The organism is Nonomuraea sp. NPDC004702 (genome assembly GCF_053601695.1).
This window is the reverse complement of sequence record NZ_JBSGCE010000019.1, coordinates 61,014-81,350: the sequence shown is the minus strand read 5'-3', so window position 1 is coordinate 81,350 and position 20,337 is coordinate 61,014. Positions and strand designations below refer to the sequence as shown.

The window sequence follows — 20,337 nt, the reverse complement described above, 5'->3', positions numbered from 1 at the left end:
CTAGTCCGAGGTGCCCGACTCCAGCGTCGGCAGGACGCCCGGCACCCGCTCGATCACCACGAGGAACGGCGAGACCGTCGGGCTCGGCAGGACGAGCTCGGTGACGTTCCCGTGGACGGTCTGCCCGAAGGGCCCGGCCACGCCGTCCCTGAGGCTGTAGACGCGCTCCACCGTGGGGGCCGCCGTGCCGAGGAGCTTCCTGGTGGCGTGCCGCAGCCAGCGCAGCTCGCTGTTGACCCGCCGCCAGGTCGCCGGGATCATGCTGGCCGCCTCCGCCTTCGTGCCCAGCCGGAGCGTGATCCGCCCGCTGGCCCCGAACGTGTCGCGCAGCACCGGGTTGACCACGAACATGCCCGACCGCAGGACGCGCACGCCCTGCCGGTTGACGTTGGCCAGGCCGCCGCCGCTGATCAGCGAGGACAGCTCGCAGCGGGAGCCGTCGAGCGTGTCGGGGTCGTAGTCGACCTCGGGCGGCTCCTCGAACACGATCTTGTTCAGCCGCAGCCCGGCCGCCCCGTCCTCCTGGACGCGGCCGGACAGGAACGTGCGCACCTCGTCGCAGACGCCGTCGCCCTCCATGACGTCCAGGGCCTCGACGCAGATCAGCCCGTCGTCCGGGATCTCCTCGGGGGTCAGGTCGAAGGCCACGCGGGCGTGCGGGTTGCGGCCGCGCAGCAGCACGCACTGGCGCAGGCGGCCCTGGGAACGGATCTGGACGCACCGGGGCGTCGTGAAGTCGGGGCCCGTCCTGCCGGTGTGCCAGCCGCTGACCGACCGCTCGTCCATGGACAGCGACATCTGCACCCGCAGCGGCCGTCCCTGCGCGGACACCTTGAAGCCGACCAGCCCGGACGTCTCGAACCTGCCCACGATCTGGCTGCCGCGGTGCAGCCGGTCGATCACCTGGAGCGCGGGGAACCGCCCGCTGGTCACGTGCACGGGCGGGATCGCGGGCAGGATCACCGGGTCGAGCTCTGTGATGGGTCCTGTTCCGGTCATCGGGCGCTCCTCGCGGGGGTCAGTGTGGTCTTGGCCAGGTCCTGGAAGTCGAATCGGGTGAGCACCGGGTCGCGGCGCTCCCACATGCGGCGCACCGCCTCGAAGAGCGGGTCGCCGTCGGGCTCGGCGTGCCGCAGGGCGACCGCCAGGGCCCGCGGGTAGTCGGGGCCGAGCTCCCAGCGCGGCAGGACCTGGGTCGGCACGTCGGCGCCGCAGCGGCGCAGCCACAACCACAGGCGGGCGCGCTCGCGCTGCTCCGGGCCGAGGATGGTCTCCGCCTTGCCGTGCACGGCGACGGCCTCGCCGAGCCGGTCGCGCAGCTCCTCCGGCGTGCGCGCGAGGTGGGTGGCCCCGCAGGCGGCGCCCTCCGACCAGCCGGCCTGGATGACGGGGACGCCGAAGGCGGGCAGGTCGCTGCCGCCGAACGTGACGGCGACGTCGGTCATGCTCCACAGGATGTTCGGCGACAGCAGGCCGGAGCGCAGGCGGTCGAGGAACAGCCAGTTGGCCGACTCCTCGCCGGCCGCGTACCGCTCGGCCTCCTCGAACAGCTCGGTGTCGCGGCCCGGCATGTGGCCGAACACCGTGACGGTGGGCCGGCCGGGGTCCAGGCGCAGCCGGGAGCAGCCGTAGAGGCGGAGCTGGCGGCGTTCGGTGTCGGTGCGGACCTGGTAGCCCTCCTTGGCCCGCCAGGCCGTACGCTCGGCGCTCGGCCGGATCGCCTCCCTGTTGGGCCAGATCTGGCGCTCGAAGAACTCCGCGACCCGGCCGGGCAGCTCCTCGCCGAAGGAGACGGGCGTCTCACCCGGGAAGAGCGCGTACGCCTGCAGCGACCCGGTGCCGTGCACGTGCACGACCGGGATGTCGGTGCGCACGCCGGGATCGATCCGGCTGGTGACCAGCGCGTCGGGCGGCCCGAGATCGGCGGCGGCCCCGAACGCCTCGGCCAGCGGCCGCCACCGCGGGTCGGTGAGCACGACCAGCCGGGCCGACAGCAGCCCGCACACGGCCTTGGCAACCATGACGGTGCGCACGACCGCCCGGACGTCCTCGTCGAACGCCTCGGCCACCACGCAACCCGTGTCGCCCGCGCTGTCCCCCCAGTACGCCCTGGCGGCCGAGACCAGTTGATCGACCTGCTCCTCGTCGTCCACGACACGACGCATGAAACCCTCCACCAAGGCCAGGAAGAATCGCCCCGGTGAACGTTGCCAGACCCTCGCGCGCGTACCCGCGCGACAACACGCTTCTTTGCCGGGCGCTGCCCGAATCTCAGACGGCCTCGACCTGGTCGATGACGAAACGGCTGTTGGGGACGGCCGGAGCGCGCCACGACGGCATGCGCAGGTCCTGGGCCGGCACGCCGTACGTCATCCAGCGGGTCAGCGCGGTCACCGCCAGCTTCATCAGGTCCACGGTGATCCACTCGCCGGGGCACCGGTGCCCTTCGTAGTGGTCGCCGCCGCCCTGGGGGACGAAGTCGTACTCGCCGCCGTCCCATTCGGCGAACCGTTCCGGGCGGAACTCGCCTGGGCGGTCCCACAGGCGCGGGTCGTGGTCGATGCCGTACAGGTCGAGCAGTGCCCGCCGGCCCTGCGGGAAGTGCTCGCCGTTCCAGGTGAAGGGCTTGGCCACCTTGGCGGCGACGAACGGGAAGAACGGATAGAACCGGCGTACCTCCTGGACGAAGTGCTCGACGAACTGCTCGTCGCCCTCGCGGACGCGCTCGTAGTACTCCGGGTGGGCGTGCAGTGCCATGGCCGCGAACGTCACGAACCTGGCCACCGCCACCGTGGGCCGCAGCACGTTGTGCAGCTCGACGGCCGCGGTCCTGACCGGGAGCAGGGTGCCGTCGGGGTCGCGGTAGCCCGCGATCAGGCCGGTCACCGTGCCGGCGAAGCGGCCGGGGTCGTCGCGGGCGAAGCGGATCAGGCCGGACAGCCACAGGTCGCCCTTGATCCGGGCGTACCGGCCGCGCAGGTAGCGGGGGCCGAGCCCGCCCGCGCCCTCGATGGCCGCCTGGAGGGTGGCGGTGACCTCGGGCACCCGCGCGGGCGGCAGCGGCACGCCCGTCCAGTCGCAGACCGCCTGGCACAGCAGCCTGCTGACCTCCTCGTACAGGACGACCCGCGGCATGCCCTGCCAGGCGCGGATGCGCTCGCGCCAGCGCCGGCCGGCCAGCTCCGCCAGCCGGTCGCGGCCCTCCCGGCCCATCAGCGACATGAACATGGCCTTGCGCGCCCGGTGGGTCTCGCCGTCGAGGGCCTGCACGCCGTTCCTGCCGAACAGCGTCGCCTGGAGCCGCCGGGGCGCGGCGCCGTCCCGGACGAACAGCTCGGGGTCGTAGAAGACCTCGGCGGCCTGCGCGCCGGTCATGCAGATGGTCGGCTGGAGCAGCAGCCGCGTCTCGAAGACGTCGGAGCCGAGCCGCCGCGCCCGGTCGCCGATGAAGCGGTACGGGTCGAGCAGCAGCGTCAGGGTGTCGTCCAGGACCGGCCTCCGGCGGGGAGCGGTGACCGGCTCACGGACCCGCGCCTGCTCGCGTGGCAACACTCGGTGAGAAGTCATGACCACGCCCTATCCCCGCAGACCCACAGGAAACGAATTCGACGGGAAACCCGGCGAACCAAATCCCGTGCTTCGGCGTCTCACCCGGGGTAGAAGCATCCACCGCCGGCGCGGGCTTCGTCTTTTTACAGAGAGCAGGTCATGGGCGGGTTTAGGATGCACCCAAAAGCCGAGATGGGGAGGTTTTTCCGCATGGGTTCCCGAATGTCGAGCATCGTGCGCCTGACCGGGGCTGCGATGGCCGCGGGAGTGGTGGCCGCGGCCATCGCGCTGCCGGCGGTCGGCGGCACCGGAGCGATGTTCGTCTCGGCGTCCGAGGAACTGAACATCAAACCGGAAGACCTCAAAGAACCGCCGCTCGCCGAGAAGACGACGGTCCTCGACGCCAAGGGCAACGAGATCGCCCAGTTCTACGAGGAGTACCGGGTAAACGTCTCGCTCGACGAGGTGGCCGACATCATGAAGACGGCCATCATCTCCATCGAGGACTACCGCTTCTACGAGCACGGCGCGATCGACATCGAGGGCACCGTGCGCGCCCTCGCCAAGAACCTCAGCAGGGGCGGCATCGCCCAGGGTGGCTCCTCCATCACCCAGCAGTACGTCAAGCAGGTGCTGCTCAACTCGGCCACCACCGAGAAGGAGAAGAACGCGGCCCTCGAAGCCAGCTACGCCCGCAAGCTCAAGGAGCTGCGCTACGCGATGGCGGTCGAGGAGAAGTACAGCAAGAACGAGATCCTCGGCAAGTACCTCAACATCGCCTACTTCGGCGCCGGCGCGTACGGCGTCGAGGCGGCGGCCAAGCGGTTCTTCGGCGTGTCGGCGGCCGAGCTGACGCTCCCCCAGGCGGCCACGCTGGCCGGCGCGGTCCAGGACCCCAACCGGACCGACCCCAACCTGGGCAAGGAGTCGCGCGCGCAACTGCTCAACCGGCGCAACGTGGTGCTCGACCGCATGCTGGAGCTCAAGAAGATCACGCCTGAGCAGCACGAGGAGGCTAGGGCCAAGAAGCTCGGCTACAAGGGCACCCCGCTGCCCGGCGGCTGCGGCGCCAGCCCGTATCCCTACTTCTGCATGTACGTGCGCAACGAGATCCTGAGCAACCCGGCCTTCGGCAAGACCAAGAAGGCCCGCACCCAGTTCCTCAACCGGGGCGGCCTGGAGATCAAGACCACGATCGACCCGAAGATGCAGAAGGCCGCCGAGGAGGCCATCAAGAAGCACGTCTTCGCCTCCGACAACCCGGTCGCCTCCGAGGCCCTGGTCAAGCCGGGCACGGGCGAGATCAAGGCCATGGCCGCCAGCCGCAAGTACGGCAACTCCAGGCGCAAGCACGAGATGTCGTACAACGTGGTGGCCGACGCGGTGCACGGCGGCGGCGTCGGCTTCCAGGCCGGCTCGACGTTCAAGACGTTCACCCTGCTCACCGCGCTCAAGCAGGGCATGAAGATCAACGACGGCTTCAACGTGGGCAGCGGCTACACCGCCCCCAACTACTGGGCGTTCAAGAACTGCAAGGGCCAGAACGTCGGCGACCCGAGCCACACCGTCACCAACGACGAGGGCGGCGGCGGCTTCAAGTCGCTGGCCACCGGCACCTGGGGCTCGGTGAACACGTTCTTCATGACGCTGGAGCAGAAGGTCGGCCTCTGCAAGGTGGTCGAGACCGCCAAGTCGCTCGGCATCAAGCGCTCTGACGGCGGCAAGCTCCAGGAGTTCGAGACGTTCACGCTCGGCATCAACGAGATGGACCCGGTGACCGTGGCCACGGCCTACGCGGCGATCGGCGCGCGCGGCAAGTACTGCCCGCCGACGGCCATCACCCAGATCACCGACCGCAACGGCAAGGTGACCGAGTACAAGCCCAAGTGCACGCAGGCGTTCGACCCCGAGGTCGCCGACGCGGCGGCGAACATCCTGTCCGGCGTCTTCACCAAGGGCACGATGCGCGCGGTCGGCGGCATCGGCCGTCCGGCGGCGGGCAAGACCGGCACCACCGACGACCAGGCCACCGCCTGGTTCGCCGGGTTCACCCCCGACCTGGCCGGCGCGGTCAGCATCGGCGACCCGCGCGGCTCGACGACCCACAAGCTGAACGGCATCACCATCGGCGGCCGGTACTACTCCTCGGTCTTCGGCGCCTCCATCCCCGGCCCGATCTGGAACGCCACCATGAAGGCCGCGCTCAAGGGCACCCCGCCGACGGCCTTCACCCCGGTCGACTCCTCCCGCTTCGGCGGCTGCGGCCAGGGCTGCGCCCCCCGCAGGCAGGAGCCCGACGACAACGGGGACCAGGGCCTCACCGACGTCAACCCCGACGGCGACTTCGGCCCCGGCCAGGGTTACCAGAACGGCGACGGCAACGGTCACGGCCGGGGCCGCGGCAGGCGCTAGAGACGGACGTCCAGGGGTATCCGGCGCGTCCCGGATACCCCTAACGGATGGTCAATATGTCGTGATCGACCTGCGGCGGGAAAACCTCCGGCGGTGACCACCGCCCCCACCTGAGCAGATTCGGCGGGCGTCCGCACACCCGGGCGCACCCCCTGCAAAGGCCCTATTAACAGCGGCGAAACATTGGTAACGTGGGAGCGCTCCCAGGATCTTTCCGCGAGGTGCTCCATGACCGAGCAGCCCACACTGGCACAGGTGGCGGCCGCTGCAGGGGTTTCCCCCGCGACCGCATCTCGAGTCCTCACGGGCTCGGTGCGGGTCAGTACCTCGACCCGCCGGCAAGTCTACGACGCCGTCTCCCGCATGGGCTACGTCCGACAACGCGCGCCCAGGGGCAGCGCCGCCAAGACGCTGACCGACGGCGTCACGGCGGTGATCTGCGACCATCTCCCCCGCCTGTTCTCCGAGCCCTACTACGCCAGGCTCCTGTCCGCCGCCGGAGCGGTGATCGCCGAGCACGGCACCCACCTCATGGTGACGACCGTGACGCCCACCTCCTCCACGCTGCCCGCGCTGTCGGGCGCCGTCCTCATCGTCGGCGCGCGCGAACGCCATCCGCTGGCCATCAAGCTGTCCACCGCCGGCATCCCGGTCCGCAACATCGGCCGGCCGCCCCACGACCTCAAGCTGCCCTACGCCGACGTGGACAACCTCGACGGCGGCCGGCAGGCGGCCGAGCACCTGCTGTTACAGGGCCGCAGGAACGTGGCGGCCATCGGCGGCCCGCCCTCCCTGCCCGCCGCCCGCGACCGGCTCGAAGGGCTCGTCCGCACCCTGCAGTCGGCCGGCGCGCCCGACGTGCCCGTGGCCTACGGCGACTTCACCGCGGCCTCGGGCACGCACGCCATGCAGTGGCTGTTACGCCACGCGCCGGGCCTCGACGCCGTCTTCGTCGCCTCCGACCTGATGGCGGCCGGCGCGATCCAGGCCCTGCGCCGGGCCGGCCGCAAGGTGCCCGCGGACGTCGCCGTGATCGGCTTCGACGACGCCCCCGTGGCCCGGCACACCGTCCCGGCGCTGACCACCATCCGCCAGCCCGTCGAGGAGCTCGCCACGGTCGCCACCCGCCTGCTCCTGACCGGGGCGACGGGGATCGACCCCGTCCTCCCCACGGAACTGGTCATCCGTGAGTCAGCTTGAGCCGGGGGACGTGCTGGCCCGGCGGTACCTGCTGCTGGACCCGCTGGCCCACGGCGGCATGTCGGTCATCTGGCGTGCCTTCGACCAGTCGTTGCAGCGGCTGGTCGCGGTCAAGGTGCTGACCGCCTCGCTGCACACCGACCACGGCGAACGCGTGCGGGTGCGCAGCGAGGCCCGCGCCGCGGCCCGGTTCATCCACCGGGACTCGATCGAGATCTACGACTACGGCGAGACCGTCACCGCGAAGGGCGGCGTGGCCGCGTACGTGGTGATGCCCCTGCTCGACGGCACCCCCCTGGCCGAGCGCATCGCCGAGGGGCCGCTGCCGTGGACCGAGGCGGCGGCCATCGCCCTGCGGCTGACCCGCGTGCTGATGGCCGGGCACGCCCGCGGCCTGGTCCACCGGGACGTCACCGCCGAGAACGTGCTGCTCACCGCCGACGGCCCCAAGCTGCTCGACTTCGGCATCGCGGCCTGGGCCGGCGACCCCGACGACGACCGCGGCACCCCGCCCTACGTCGCCCCCGAACGCCTCCTCGGCGCCCCCACCCACCCGGCCGTGGACGTGTACGCCTTGGGCGTGCTGCTGTTCGCCATGCTCACCGGGCGCACCCCGTACCCGGAGACGACGTGGGAGGAGATCGAGGCGGCGCGCCGGACCGATCCCCCGCCCCGGGTGACCGGCGTGCCGCACGGCGTCGCCTCGCTCTGCCAGAGCTGCCTGGCGCACCTGCCCGAGGAGCGGCCCACGGCCGAGGAGATCGTCGCCGCGCTGACCTCGGCGCTCGGCACGGCCGGGATCGCCCGGCAGGTGCGGCGGGGGCTGACGGTGGCCGGGTCGGCGCTGCTTGCGCTCACCGTGCTGCTGTGGTTCCAGCGGTCCGACCCGGAGCCGGTGCTGTCGCCGCAGGTCACACCGTCCGTCACGCCCCCCGTCACGCCGTCCGTCACGCCGTCGGCCGCGGCGTCGGCCTCCCGGGCGTTGCGGAGCTCACCGGCCGGGCCGGTCACCGTCGAGCAGGCCGTGGACGGCTTCCACGACACGCTCGAAGACGGCGAACCGTGCGACGCGACCGACGCGGACGTGGTGCTCGACCTCAAGCAGGTGCTCGACTCGCTGGTCCGCGGCCCCTCGGTCACCGGCACGGCCGAGGTGCGGCGCAAGGTCGCCGACCGGGCCAGGGAGGGCCGCCTGGCCCCCGCCTGCCGGGCGGAGCTGGAGGCCAGGCTCAAGGTGCTCGACCGGGCCATGGAACCCGGCTGAGGGGTTCGCCGGGATCGATGCCCCTCGCGCCCGCCGGGTCAGGCGCTGACCAAGATCGGCTGAAAGTTTCACACCACGTTGTCGGGACGGCGCCGCCCATGGTTCAATGCGCTGGCCGGGCGGGCTGATCGTGGGCGTTCCTGTGTTCCCCTGCACGAAGGAAGCCCCATGAAACACTTTCGAACGGCGGCGCTCACCGCCGCCCTGGTCCTGCTGGCCACCGTCCTGATCGCGCCGCCGCAGGCGCAGGCCCACGGCGTGTCCATGTTCCCCGGCGCCAGGACCTTCCTGTGCTGGCAGGACGGCCTGCGCGAGAACGGCCAGATCCAGTCCTACAACCCGGCCTGCGCGGCGGCCGTCGCCCAGAGCGGCGCGACCCCGCTCTACAACTGGTTCGCCGTGCTGCGTTCCGACGGCGCCGGGCGCACCAGCGGCTTCATCCCCGACGGCCAGCTCTGCAGCGGCGGCACCGGCGGCCCCTACGACTTCACCGCCTACAACGCCGTCCGCTCCGACTGGCCGCTGACCCACCTGACGTCGGGCGCGAGCATCCAGATGCGGCACAGCAACTGGGCCCAGCACCCCGGCACCTTCGTCTACTACGTCACCAAGAACGGCTGGAACCCCGACGGCCCGCTCAAGTGGTCGGACCTGGAGTCGTTCGGCAGCGTCACCAACCCGCCCGCCAGCGGCGGCCCCGGCGGGCTCAACTACTACTACTGGAACGCCCAGCTTCCCTCCGGCAAGACCGGGCGGCACATCATCTACACCCACTGGATCCGCTCCGACAGCAACGAGAACTTCTACAGCTGCTCCGACGTCGTCTTCGACGGCGGCAACGGCCAGGTCACCGGCGTCGGCCCCGGCGGCGGCACGCCTTCGGGCACGCCCACGTCCACCCCCACGGTCACCCCGACGGTGACCCCGCCCCCCGGCGGCTGCACCGCCACCTGGAAGGCCACCGACACCGGCTGGGCCGGTCACTTCCAGGGCGAGGTGACGGTGAGGAACACCGGCACGACGTCACTGAACGGCTGGACGGTCAAGTGGACCTACTCCGGCGGCCAGGGCTTCGACGGCGCGCCCTGGAACGGCGTGCTGTCCGCCCAGCCGCCGAACGTCTCCGTCAAGAACGCCTCCTACAACGGTCAGCTCGCGCCGAACGCGTCCACCACGTTCGGCTTCAACGCCACCGGCTCGATCCCGAGCCCCGCACCCGCGCTGACCTGCACGAGCCCGTGACCGGACCACGTCGCGGGAAGATCGCGGCAGGCGTCGCCCTGGCCGGCCTGGCGCTGGCCGGGGCGACGCTGTTCGCCGCCCACCAGGAGTCGGCGCGGCTCGACCAGGAGCTCGCCGCCCAGGTGACGCTGATCCTCGAACGGGCCACGCCCAAGGAGCACCACGACCACGGGCACGGGTTCGAGGCTCGGGTGGTGTGCGCGGTGGAGCCGTTCGGCACGGACCCGCCGGACGCCGCCGGCCTGGCCGAGGTGCGCTGGGTCTACGCCCGGCACCTGTGCGCGATCGTCGGCGAGAGCCGTGACTGGGCGATGTCCGTCCGGGCCTCGGGGCCCATCGCCGTCCGCCTGGGCGTGCCGCCGCAGGTCAAGGTGCCTGCCGCCGGGCCCGGATATCCGGAGCGGGTCCGGGCGCTGATCCCCGCGCGCTACCACGACGAGGCGTTCGCCGACTTCTCGGACGAGGCCGCCATCGACGCGGCCCGCGAACGCTTCTCCCACGCCCAGGATCCCCGCTGACCGCCGGGCAAGGCCGAGCCGGTGGATGGTGCAAACGGACGCGGCCGGCTGGGGGTTCGCCGGCCGCGTCCGTCCCATCCGGGCGGGATGGTGTCGCGGGCAGGATCAGTTGATGGGCCTCACCTCCTCCTTCTCTAGCCGGCGCAGGTGTAGCCGGACGGGACGGACGAGTCGCCGTCCGGACGACCGGCCTGGACCCCGAAACCGGTGGCGGCGCCGGGCGCGAGCGTGCCGTTGTAGCTCAGGTTCCGCGCGGTCACGGTCCGCCCGCTGACCGTCACCGCGGCGTTCCAGAAGCCGGTCACGGTGTGGCCCGCGGGCAGCGTGAACGTCACCGTCCAGCCGTTCCTGGCGGTCGTGCCGGTGTTGGTCACCGTGACGGGCTGCAGGACGTACCCGTTGCCCCACTGGCTCTGGACGGTCCCCACGGCCGTGCAGCCCCCGTCGCCGCCCCCGGCCAGGGTGGTGAAGGAGGCCGTGGGCGAGGCGGCCGACTGGTTGCCCGCCGCGTCCCTGGCCTTGACGTGCACCTGGTAGGCGGTCGAGGGCGACAGGCCGGTCAGGGTGATCGAGGTGGTGGCCGTGGTCCCGAGCGGGACGCCGGCCGAGGTGTAGACGTCGTAGCCGGTCACGCCCACGTCGTCGGTGGCGGCCGGCCAGGTCAGGGTGGCGCCGGACGAGGTGACGTTCGAGGCCGCCGGGGCGCCGGGGGCGCTCGGCGGGGTCGGGTCGGTGGTGCCGCCCCCGTAGACGGACGCCTGCCTGGCCGTGGCGGCGATGCCGTTGGGGCCGTTGAACAGCCGCTGCCCCCACGAGGTGAGCCGGGTGACGTCGAAGCCGGTGACCTGGTCGAGGTACTCGACGCCGCCGCCGTTGCCGCTCCACGACCAGCCCAGGTAGCCGAGGCCGCGGCTCACGGCCTGGGACATGATCGTGTCCTCGTCGGGGTCGCCGTCGGAGTGGTTGAACCCGAACTCGCCGATGACCAGCGGCAGCCCGGCCGTCCGGAACGCGTCCAGGTACGACGTGATCTCGGCGGCGGTGTCGTAGACGCCGTACATGTGCACGGAGAAGATCGTGTTCTTGTCGGGGTCGGCGGCGAGGACGGACGCGGCGTTGTCCCGCATGACGTTCTGCCAGTCCTGGCCCCAGGCGGGGGCGTCCACCATCAGCGCGTGGTGGATGCCGTTGGCGCGCAGCTTGGCGATCGCGGCCTTGGTGGCCTCGGCCCAGCCCGGCGTGGTGGCGTTGTTGCCGATCGGCTCGTTGCCGATGTTGACGACGACGTAGTCCTCCTGTCCGGCCAGGGCGCTCTTGACGCTGATCCAGTAGTCGGCGGCCTGGTCGAGCGTGTACGCGCCGCTCTGCTCGCCGTACCCGGTGGTGTCGTGGTCCTCCAGCACGCAGATGAGCTTGTTCTGCTTGCACAGGGAGACCACGCCGGCCACGTCGGAGGCGGAGTTGGCGCTCCACCGGCCGCCGCTGAGCACGACGCGCACGGTGTTGGCCTTCAGCGACCTGATGTCGGCGAACGCCTTGGTCCGGGCCGGGTACCAGGTGTGGGCATGGCTGGTGCCGCGCATCACGAACTCCTGGCCGTCGCCTTCCAGGATCTTCGTGCCGCTCACGTGGATGCCGGTGGCGGCCCGCGCCGCGGTGCCCGGCACGATCAAGGAGGCGGCCACAAGCGCGGCGGCGAGCGCCGGCGCGGTGAACAGTGATCGCATGTGCTGCCTTTCCCTGAGCCGGTGGATCCGCCCTCGCCCCTGCTCGGCAGCCGGGGCGAGGGCGGGGTCGGCGGGCTCAGGCGGGGGTGCAGGTGAGGTCGGAGGTGGACGGGGTGCCGTTGGCGATGAAGCCGAACGTGGTCGTGGCGCCGGCGGCGAGCCCGCCGTTCCACGCCTCGTTCCTGACGGACACGGACGAGCCGGTCTGGGTGAGCTTTCCGCCCCAGAGCTGGGTGATCTGGTTCGCGGACGTCCAGGCGGCCGTCCAGCCCGTGATGGCCGCGGAGCCGACGTTCTTGACGGTCACCTCGGCCTGGTACGCGCCGCCCCAGGAGTTGGTGACCTTGAACGTGGCCGCGCAGCCGCCCTGGGGCGGGTCGGCGGTCGTGAACGACGTGCCGTCGGACGGCGTCGAGCTGTTGCCCGCCGCGTCCCTGGCCACCACCGAGACCGTGTACGCCGTCGCCGGGCTGAGCCCGCCCAGGTCGTACGAGGTGCCGGTGGCCGTGCCCGCCTTGGCGGACCCCAGGTAGACGTCGTAACCGGTCACGCCCACGTTGTCCGTGGAGGCCGCCCAGGTGACCTTCGCGCCCGAGCCGGTGATGCCCGAGACGGACGGTTTGCCGGGCTTGGTGGGCGCCGTCTTGTCCTCGGAGTCCGTGGTGGTGAACGTCGTCTCGTCCGAGGACGCCGAGGTGTTGCCCGCCGCGTCCCTGGCCACCACGTGGACGGCGTAGGCCGTGGCAGGGGTGAGCCCGCTGAGGTCGAAGGAGGTGCCGGTGGCCGTGCCCGCCTTGGTGGACCCCAGGTAGACGTCGTAACCGGTCACCCCCACGTTGTCCGTGGAGGCCGTCCAGCTCAGCTTCGCCGCCGTGCCCGTGATCGCGGAGACCGCGGGCCTGCCCGGCTTGCTGGGCGCTGTCGTGTCCTGCTCCTGCGGCCCCGGGGGCTCACCCCAGATCTTGGTGGCGCCGCTGTAGAGGGTGATGTTCTTCGTCTGCACCGGCGTCGCGCCCGGCGTGGCCGGGATGCCCTGGTACGACCAGTCGTCGGCCGGGTTCCAGGCGCCCGCGCTGGTGATCCTGAACTGCACCTCCCTGCGGTGCTGCGACTGCCCGGCCGGGGCGATGGCCTGCCCCGAGCAGTCGATGTTCACGTAGAGCACGCTCCCGCCGGCCGAGCCGAGCGTGGGGGCCTTGCACTGCGTGTAGGCCGACGACACGCTGATCTGCGAGGCGGTCGTCGAGCCGTCGAGGGTGAAGTAGTAGCGGAACGAGCCGTCCGACAGGACCCGCGCGGGCCAGGCCGACTGGTTGCGCACGATGGCCTTGATCTCGGTGAAGTTCGTGCCGGAGGCGTTCACGCCGGCCTCGACGAAGATCTCCGGGCCGTCCGGGGTCTCGGCGGGCGGGAAGTTCGCCGCGGGCGCTCCCCCGTACTCCTTGTAGAGCCGGGCCAGGGCGCTGGTGAAGCCGGCGTTGTAGTCGGTCGCGACCTCGTTCATGACGTAGTCGTCGCGTTTGTCGGCGTAGACGTCGTCGGGGTCGGGCGGGCCGCCGACCAGCGCGCCGTACAGCGTGTGGCGGCTGTTGACCGGGTTGGTGATCTGGTCGGTCCACGAGCCGTGCGCCGTGCGGTGGTGCGGGTTCTTCGGCGGGTTGGCCCCGAACCCGATCAGGTACGAGGAGTTGCGCGGGTTGTCGCCGAGCGCGTAGTTGATCTGCCGGACCGCGAAGTCGTGGTAGCGGGCCTTGCGCGCCGGGTCACTGATCGAGTCGCTGTGCACGAGCGCGACGAACGAGGTGTTGGCCGCGTACCGCAGCGACCCCCACCGGTCCAGCACGGCCTGGCCGCCCGGCGAGTACCTGACCTTGGAGCCGTTGACGCCGACCGTCCACCAGTCGAGCCAGCGGTCGGCGTCGTCCAGGTACTTCTGCTTGCCGGTGAGCTTGTGCAGCAGCACGTACGCGCCGTACGACTTGTCGTCCCAGGCGATCGTCCACTTGTACGACTTCGTCGTGGTCTGCGGTTCGTTGCCCAGGTTGTCGTAACCGGCCTCGGCCTTGGCCAGGTAGGCGGCGTCGTTCGTGGCCCGGTAGAGCCAGATCGCCCCCCAGACCAGCTCGTCGTTGTAGCCGCTCCAGGAGTTGTAGTAGCCCTGGGCGTCGCTGATGCAGTCGCTGTACTTCTTCCTGACCGTGTCGGCGAAGGAGTACAGCTGCTTGGCGTGCGTCACCAGCTTGTCGGCATACGCCGGATCGGTCGGACGGAAGACGATCGACGATGCCGCCATCGCCGCCGCCGTCTCCCCCGCCAGGTCCGAACCGCCGCAGGACGCGTCGATCTTGTAGGCCGGCCGGTTCATCTGCATGGCCTCGGCCGGGCCCCACCAGGCGTGGTCGGTGCCGCCGTTGCCGACCTGCCCGTACAGCACGTCGGCCGACGGGTGGGCCTTGACGAAGTAGTCGTTGACGAACCTCAGGTTGTTCAGCAGGTGGGTGAGCTGGCCGGAGCCCGCGTAGGCGTCGCGGTACTCCACGCCGCCCCAGGCCAGCATCGTGGCCGAGAAGGCCATCGGGAAGCCGAACTTGACGTGGTCGCCCGCGTCGTACCAGCCTCCGGTCAGGTCCAGCCCGGCGTCCTTGCCGTCGTTCAGGCCCGAGTCGCCGCGCCAGGAGACGCGGTTCCAGGCGGGCAGGTCGCCCGACTGCTGGGCCTCGTAGAACCACAGCGACTTCTGCAGCGCCTCACCGTAGGCGAAGGCGGGCGCGGCCGCGTGGGCCACCGGCCCCACCCCTGCGAGCAGGGGCAGGACCAGCGACGCCGCGGCGATCATCGCCGACTTTCTCACGGGAAGAGCCGCCCGTACTCGGCCAGGGCCACGGCCACGTCCACCTGCGCCCAGAAGCGGTGGTAGTTGAACGTCGGCGCGGGCCCGGTGCCCTGGAGGTAGGCGTTCACCTCGGGCCAGTCGGGGTCGTTCTTGTAGAAGGACCTGATCGACATGAACGTCGAGCTGGAGTTGATCGTGTCGCCGTTCGGCATCTTGCCGGTCCAGCCCGGGGGCACGTAGACCGGGTCGTTCAGCCGCTTGTAGTCGGTCTTGGTCTCCGACACCGACACGCCCTTGGCGTCGCGGTTCTTCCACACGCCGTCCAGCAGCGCCTTGGCCATGGTCCTGGCCCCGGCGTGGTTCGCCTTGGCCGCGTAGTACATCAGGGCCTTGGCGTACGAGCCGGCCACGCCGACGTCGTTGGTGTAGTCGGCGACCGTCACGTGCAGGCCGGGGTTGGGCGGCGGCATGCCGTTCGGGTCGCTGAAGTCACCGGCGGGCTGGCCGGTCCACTTCAGCGTCGACGGCATCTGGTACGTGCCGTCCGCGTTGATCGTGGTGTTGGCCATCGCCCAGGCGACCCACTTGTCCAGCAGCGCCTTGGCGTCGGCGTTGCCCGAGGCGTAGTAGAGCTCGGCCACCCGCTCCATGGTCCACGCCTGGAACCCGAACCACTGGTTGGACGGCGGGTCGTGGTAGACCGGCTGCCAGTCGTAGGTCATGCCGTGGAACTTCGGCAGCCCGGCCGGCGGGGTGGCGTAGTGGCCCTCCCAGCTGTTGGTCGCGCCGCCCGCGATGGCGCCCTCGGCCGACTGCAGCCAGGTGTAGAACTGCAGCTGGCGGGTCAGGCTGGTGCTCCAGTCGGCCGCGCCGGTGCCACTCTTGGGCTTCAGCTCGGCCACGTTGGCCAGCGCCCAGGCCGCGAGCGGGTTCTGGTAGCCGGAGTGGTTGTGGCTGGAGCCGATGCGCCAGGCCCAGCCCGCGCTGGTGTCGCTCGCGCCGCCCCAGGCGTAGTACCAGGACAGCAGGTAGTTGGAGGCGTCCTTGCCGGTGCCCGCGGCACACGAGGTGCTGGTGCAGCCGGGCTTCTTGAAGTACTTGTCGTACATCGCGTACCGCAGGTAGTCGCCCATCTTGGCGGCCTTGGCGACCGACGCGGAGATCTGCGACTCCTTGCCCTGCTGCTTGGCCCACGTCTGCGCCCAGTACGCCGCCTGGACGGCCCGCGCGTCGGCGTCGGGCGCGTTGGTGTACTTCCACTGCTTGGCGTAGTTGCTGTCCTTGGTGAACAGGTCGAGGTAGCCGTTGGGGCCGCCGAACTTGAACGTGTCGCAGGACGGCTGCGGGATGGTCTCGAAGACCGACTCCTCCGGGCCGCGCTGGTAGGTGTTGATGTAGGTGTTCTTGCTCGTGCCGTCGCCGCAGCGGCCGAAGCCGTAGGTGTTGTCGACGTCGAGCAGCCAGTGCATGCCGTAGACGTCACTGGTGTTGTACGCGCTCTTCAGCTCGTTGGCCAGCGGGTCCGAGCCCACGGACACCCCGGAGTCGAGCTGCGTCGGGTACTGCTTGATGTCGTTCCACTCACCGGCGTACGTGGCCGGCTTGGCGGGGTTGTAGAAGGAGTTCGTCGGCTGGTCGGCGGTCGAGGGGATGATGTACTTCTCCATCGAGGCCCACGCGTTGTTGAACTTCGCCCAGTCGCCGGTCACCTGCCCGTAGGTCGCCTCCAGCCACAGGTAGTAGCTGTAGGCCTCGGACGTGGTCTCGTGCCCGTGGTCGGGCGCCTCGACCATGAACGTCTCCACCGAGTGGTACGGCACGCCGTCGGGCGAGAAGTACCCGTTGGCCGGGTCGTGCAGCTCGTTGTACATCTCGACGAACCGCTTGACGTACTCGTTGTCGCCGCCGAGGTCGTCGTCCGCCTCACTGGCGGTGACCTTGACCGGGGTGTAGCCGGTCGCGCTCACCGTGAACTCGGCGGTGCCGCTGGTGGTGTCGGCGTCGTCCGCCGCCGCCAGGGTGACGTTCTGGACGGTGTTCCAGTTGGCCGGGGTGAAAGTGAGCGAGCCGCCGGAGCCGACGGTCAGGTCGGCGTCGCCGCTGGTGCGGGCGGTGGTGACGGTCACGTTCGCGGCGGGCGCCTGCGAGAGCTTCACGCCGAAGCCCGCGGTGCCCTTCTCCGGCACGGAGATCGTGGTCGGGCTCACCACGAGGGCGGGCCCGGTGTTCTGCGAGACGGTGATCCCGACGGGGGCCGAGGTCGTGGTCGCGCCCCCGTTGTCGGTGGCCTTCGCGGTGATCGAGTAGCTGCCCGCGGCCACGTTCTGCCAGGTGTAGCCGTACGGCGCCGAGGTGTCGGTGCCGAGCAGCGTGGAGCCCTGGTAGAAGTCGACCTTGGAGACCGTGCCGTCGGCGTCGGCGGCGTTCGCGGCGATGGCCACGGTGGCCGGGGCGGTGAACGTCTGGCCGGCGGTGGGCGAGGTCAGCGCGACCGTGGGCGGGGTGTTGGCGCCGCCGCAGGTCACGCCGTTCACGGTGAACGAGGTCGGGCTCGGGTTGCTGCCCGTCCAGGTGCCGTTGAAGCCGAGCGTCGTCGAGGCGCCGGTGGCCAGGCTGCCGTTCCACGGCATGTTGGTGGCGGTGACGTGCGTGCCGGACTGCGTCCAGTTGGCGCTCCAGCCGGTGGGCGTGTACTTCTGGCCCGCGGTCGGGAAGTCGAAGCCGAGCGTCCACGAGGTGATCGGGTCGCCGGTGTTCTTCAGGGTCAGGTTGGCGGTGAACCCGCCCTGGCCCGGGCCGCTCGTCCACTGGTTGGCGGTGTACGTCACGTCGCAGGCGGCGGCGGCGTGCGCGGGCAGCGCCGCGAGGGTCGTGGTCGTGCCCGCCGCGAGCACGAGCGTCGCGGCTCCGGCGAGCCGCCTCGACAGGCGGGAAAGACGGGAAGGAGGTCTGTGTTTCAAGGGATCTCCATGGGAGTAGGGGGTATGGGAGCGCTCCCAAGGGGGATTGTGGGTGACCGGCGGCGTATGTCAACGGATCGCCCGTCCGGCGGCCCCCGCGTTTCCTCTCACCAGGCTGCCGATGATGAAAGTTTCATCCACGTTACGGGGCATTCGGCGAGCATGCGGCCCGGGAACGCCCGCCGCACGGCCGCCCTCATTTACAGGGCCGGGAGGGCGTCTCACTATGGGAGCGCTCCCAGCCAACTGACGTTCTGGAGATGATCGCTAGTGAGACTCCACAGCGGCCCACGCCGATGGGCCGTGACCATGACCGCCGCGAGCGTCGCGGCCCTCGGGCTCGTCGTCGGCCAGACCACGGCCGCCAGCGCCGCGGTGAACTGCGACGTGACCTACTCCGCCAACTCGTGGACGAGCAGCCCCGGTCAGGGCGGTTTCACCGCGAACATCACGTTGAAGAACACCGGCGACCCGATCACCTCGTGGACGCTGGGCTTCGACTTCCCCGGCACCGGCCAGAAGTACACCCCGACCGGCTGGAGCGCCAACTGGACGCAGTCGGGCACGCACGTCACCGCGACGAACATGCCCTACAACGGCAGCCTGGCCACCGGCGCCTCCACCACCATGGGCTTCAACGGCACCTGGACGGGCAGCAACAACCCGCCCACCTCCTTCACCGTGAACGGCGTGACCTGCGGCGGCGTCACCCCCACCACCCCCGCGGTGGTCACCTCCGCCAGCTCGGTCGCGGTCAACGAGGGCGGCACCGCCACCTTCACCGCCAAGCTGTCCTCCGCCCCCTCCTCGAACGTCACCGTCACCACCCAGCGGACCAGCGGTGACAGCGACCTGACCGTCAGCGCGGGCGGCTCGCTCACCTTCACGCCCGCCAACTGGAACACCGCCCAGACGGTCACCCTGGCCGCCGCCCAGGACGCCGACACCACCGCGGGCACGGCGGCCTTCTCCGTCGGCGGCACCGGCGTCACCTCGGCCACCGTCAACGCGACCGAGGTGGACGACGACGCGGTCGTGGAGCAGGCGCTGCTCGTGACGCCCACGTCGGTGACCGTGCCCGAGGGCGGGACGGCGGCGTACACGGTCAAGCTGGCCGCGCAGCCGTCCGCGAACGTGACCGTCACCTCGACGGCGGGCAGCGGGGACGCCGACCTGACCGTCTCCGCCGGCGGCAGCCTCACCTTCACGACGGCCAACTGGAACACCGCCCAGACGGTGACCCTGGCCGCCGCCCAGGACGCCGACTCGACCAACGGCACCCGTCCCTTCACGGTCGCCGCCACCGGCCTGACCAGCAAGACGGTCACCGCCACCGAGGCCGACGACGACGGCCAGCCGCCCACCGGCCACGTCGAGAACCCGTACGCCGGCGCCACCGGCTACGTGAACCCGCAGTGGAAGGCCAAGGCCGCGGCCGAGCCCGGCGGCGCCGCCGTCGCCAACACCTCCACCGCCGTGTGGCTGGACCGCATCGCGGCCATCGCCGGCTCCTCCTCGGCCATGGGCCTCCAGGCCCACCTGGACGAGGCCGTGGCCCAGGACGCGCTCAACGGCACGGCCCCGCTGACCGTGCAGTTCGTCATCTACGACCTGCCCAACCGCGACTGTTCGGCGCTGGCCTCCAACGGCGAGCTGCTGATCGCCGAGAACGGCTTCAACCGCTACAAGGCCGAGTACATCGACGTGATCGCGAACATCCTGCGCGACCCCAAGTACGCCAACCTGCGCATCGTCACGATCATCGAGCCCGACTCGCTGCCCAACCTGATCACCAACACCAACAACTTCCCGAAGTGCGCCGAGGCCAACGGGCCCGGCGGCTACGTGGACGGCGTCCGGTACGCGCTCGACAAGCTGCACGCCATCACCAACGTCTACACCTACGTGGACGCCGCCCACCACGCCTGGCTCGGCTGGGACTCGAACTTCGGCCCCGCCGTGAACCTCTTCTACAACATGGCCGCGGGCACCACGGCCGGCGTGGACAGCGTGGACGGCTTCATCGTCAACACCGCCAACTACTCCGCCACCAAGGAGCCGTACTTCACGATCAACACCCTGGTGAACGGCCAGACCGTCCGCCAGTCCAAGTGGATCGACTGGAACTACTACGTGGACGAGTCCACCTTCGCCACGGCTCTGCGCACCGCGCTGGTCAACAAGGGCTTCAAGTCCGGGCTCGGCATGCTGGTCGACACCTCGCGCAACGGCTGGGGCGGCACCGCCCGTCCGGGCGGCGCGAGCACCTCGACAGACGTGAACACCTTCGTCAACCAGTCACGCGTCGACCGGCGCATCCACGCCGGCAACTGGTGCAACCAGAGCGGCGCGGGCCTCGGCGCCCGGCCGACGGCCAGCCCCGAGGCCGGTTTCGACGCCTACGTCTGGATCAAGCCGCCGGGCGAGTCCGACGGCGCCAGCACCGACATCCCGAACGACGAGGGCAAGAAGTTCGACCGGATGTGCGACCCGACCTACACCGGCAACAACCTCAACGGCAACAACATGTCGGGCGCCCTCGGCGGCGCCCCGCTGTCCGGCCAGTGGTTCTCCGCCCAGTTCCAGGAGCTGGTCAGGAACGCCTACCCGCCGGTCAGCTAGCTCACCGAGC

The 20,337-nt window shown here is 70.9% G+C and carries 12 protein-coding genes; 6 read left to right on the top strand and 6 right to left on the bottom strand.

All coding sequences use genetic code 11. From position 1 onward, the window contains the following. From ACWEJ6_RS24060 to ACWEJ6_RS24050, 3 genes are all read right to left on the bottom strand, one after another. Complete coding sequence (locus ACWEJ6_RS24060) at positions 1–999, bottom strand: hypothetical protein (RefSeq protein WP_452426266.1); 999 nt, start codon at positions 997–999, stop codon at positions 1–3. After that, positions 996–2,165 (bottom strand): hypothetical protein, encoded by a 1,170-nt coding sequence (locus ACWEJ6_RS24055; RefSeq protein ID WP_452426264.1) that lies wholly within the window; start codon positions 2,163–2,165, stop codon positions 996–998. Before ACWEJ6_RS24055 ends, ACWEJ6_RS24060 begins: the two co-directional genes overlap by 4 nt. Before the next feature lie 106 nt (positions 2,166–2,271). After that, positions 2,272–3,567, bottom strand: coding sequence for a cytochrome P450 (locus tag ACWEJ6_RS24050; RefSeq protein WP_452426262.1), 1,296 nt, complete (start codon positions 3,565–3,567; stop codon positions 2,272–2,274). A 192-nt stretch (positions 3,568–3,759) separates the two neighbouring features. Between ACWEJ6_RS24050 and ACWEJ6_RS24045 the strand changes: the two genes are divergently transcribed. The 5 genes from ACWEJ6_RS24045 (at position 3,760) to ACWEJ6_RS24025 (ending at position 10,185) form a co-directional block, all read left to right on the top strand. Next, complete coding sequence (locus ACWEJ6_RS24045; protein WP_452426260.1) at positions 3,760–5,961, top strand: transglycosylase domain-containing protein; 2,202 nt, start codon at positions 3,760–3,762, stop codon at positions 5,959–5,961. 228 nt (positions 5,962–6,189) lie between these two features. Then, entirely contained in the window at positions 6,190–7,161 is a 972-nt protein-coding gene (locus ACWEJ6_RS24040) for a LacI family DNA-binding transcriptional regulator (protein ID WP_352358712.1), read from the top strand. Next, positions 7,148–8,425 (top strand): serine/threonine-protein kinase, encoded by a 1,278-nt coding sequence (locus ACWEJ6_RS24035; RefSeq protein WP_452426257.1) that lies wholly within the window; start codon positions 7,148–7,150, stop codon positions 8,423–8,425. The genes ACWEJ6_RS24040 and ACWEJ6_RS24035 overlap by 14 nt, the downstream gene beginning before the upstream one ends. Before the next feature lie 168 nt (positions 8,426–8,593). Continuing rightward, positions 8,594–9,667, top strand: coding sequence for a lytic polysaccharide monooxygenase (locus ACWEJ6_RS24030; protein ID WP_387671420.1), 1,074 nt, complete (start codon positions 8,594–8,596; stop codon positions 9,665–9,667). After that, on the top strand, positions 9,664–10,185 hold the full coding sequence (locus ACWEJ6_RS24025) for a hypothetical protein (RefSeq protein WP_452426255.1): 522 nt from the start codon (positions 9,664–9,666) through the stop codon (positions 10,183–10,185). The genes ACWEJ6_RS24030 and ACWEJ6_RS24025 overlap by 4 nt, the downstream gene beginning before the upstream one ends. Positions 10,186–10,319: 134 nt before the next feature. On the opposite strand, the gene ACWEJ6_RS24020 is transcribed toward ACWEJ6_RS24025, so the two are convergent. The 3 genes from ACWEJ6_RS24020 to ACWEJ6_RS24010 form a co-directional block, all read right to left on the bottom strand. Continuing rightward, complete coding sequence (locus ACWEJ6_RS24020; protein ID WP_452426253.1) at positions 10,320–11,912, bottom strand: cellulase family glycosylhydrolase; 1,593 nt, start codon at positions 11,910–11,912, stop codon at positions 10,320–10,322. A 76-nt stretch (positions 11,913–11,988) separates the two neighbouring features. Then, a complete protein-coding gene (locus ACWEJ6_RS24015) occupies positions 11,989–14,748 on the bottom strand; it encodes a glycoside hydrolase family 9 protein (protein WP_452426251.1) in 2,760 nt (919 codons plus the stop codon). Between the two features lie 11 nt (positions 14,749–14,759). Next, entirely contained in the window at positions 14,760–17,705 is a 2,946-nt protein-coding gene (locus ACWEJ6_RS24010) for a glycoside hydrolase family 48 protein (RefSeq protein WP_452426249.1), read from the bottom strand. A gap of 309 nt (positions 17,706–18,014) precedes the next feature. Here ACWEJ6_RS24010 and ACWEJ6_RS24005 point away from each other — a divergent pair, with 309 nt between their 5' ends. Continuing rightward, positions 18,015–20,327 carry a glycoside hydrolase family 6 protein gene (locus ACWEJ6_RS24005; RefSeq protein WP_452426247.1) on the top strand — a complete coding sequence of 771 codons (2,313 nt, stop codon included), beginning with the start codon at positions 18,015–18,017 and terminating at the stop codon, positions 20,325–20,327. Positions 20,328–20,337 lie beyond the last annotated feature (10 nt).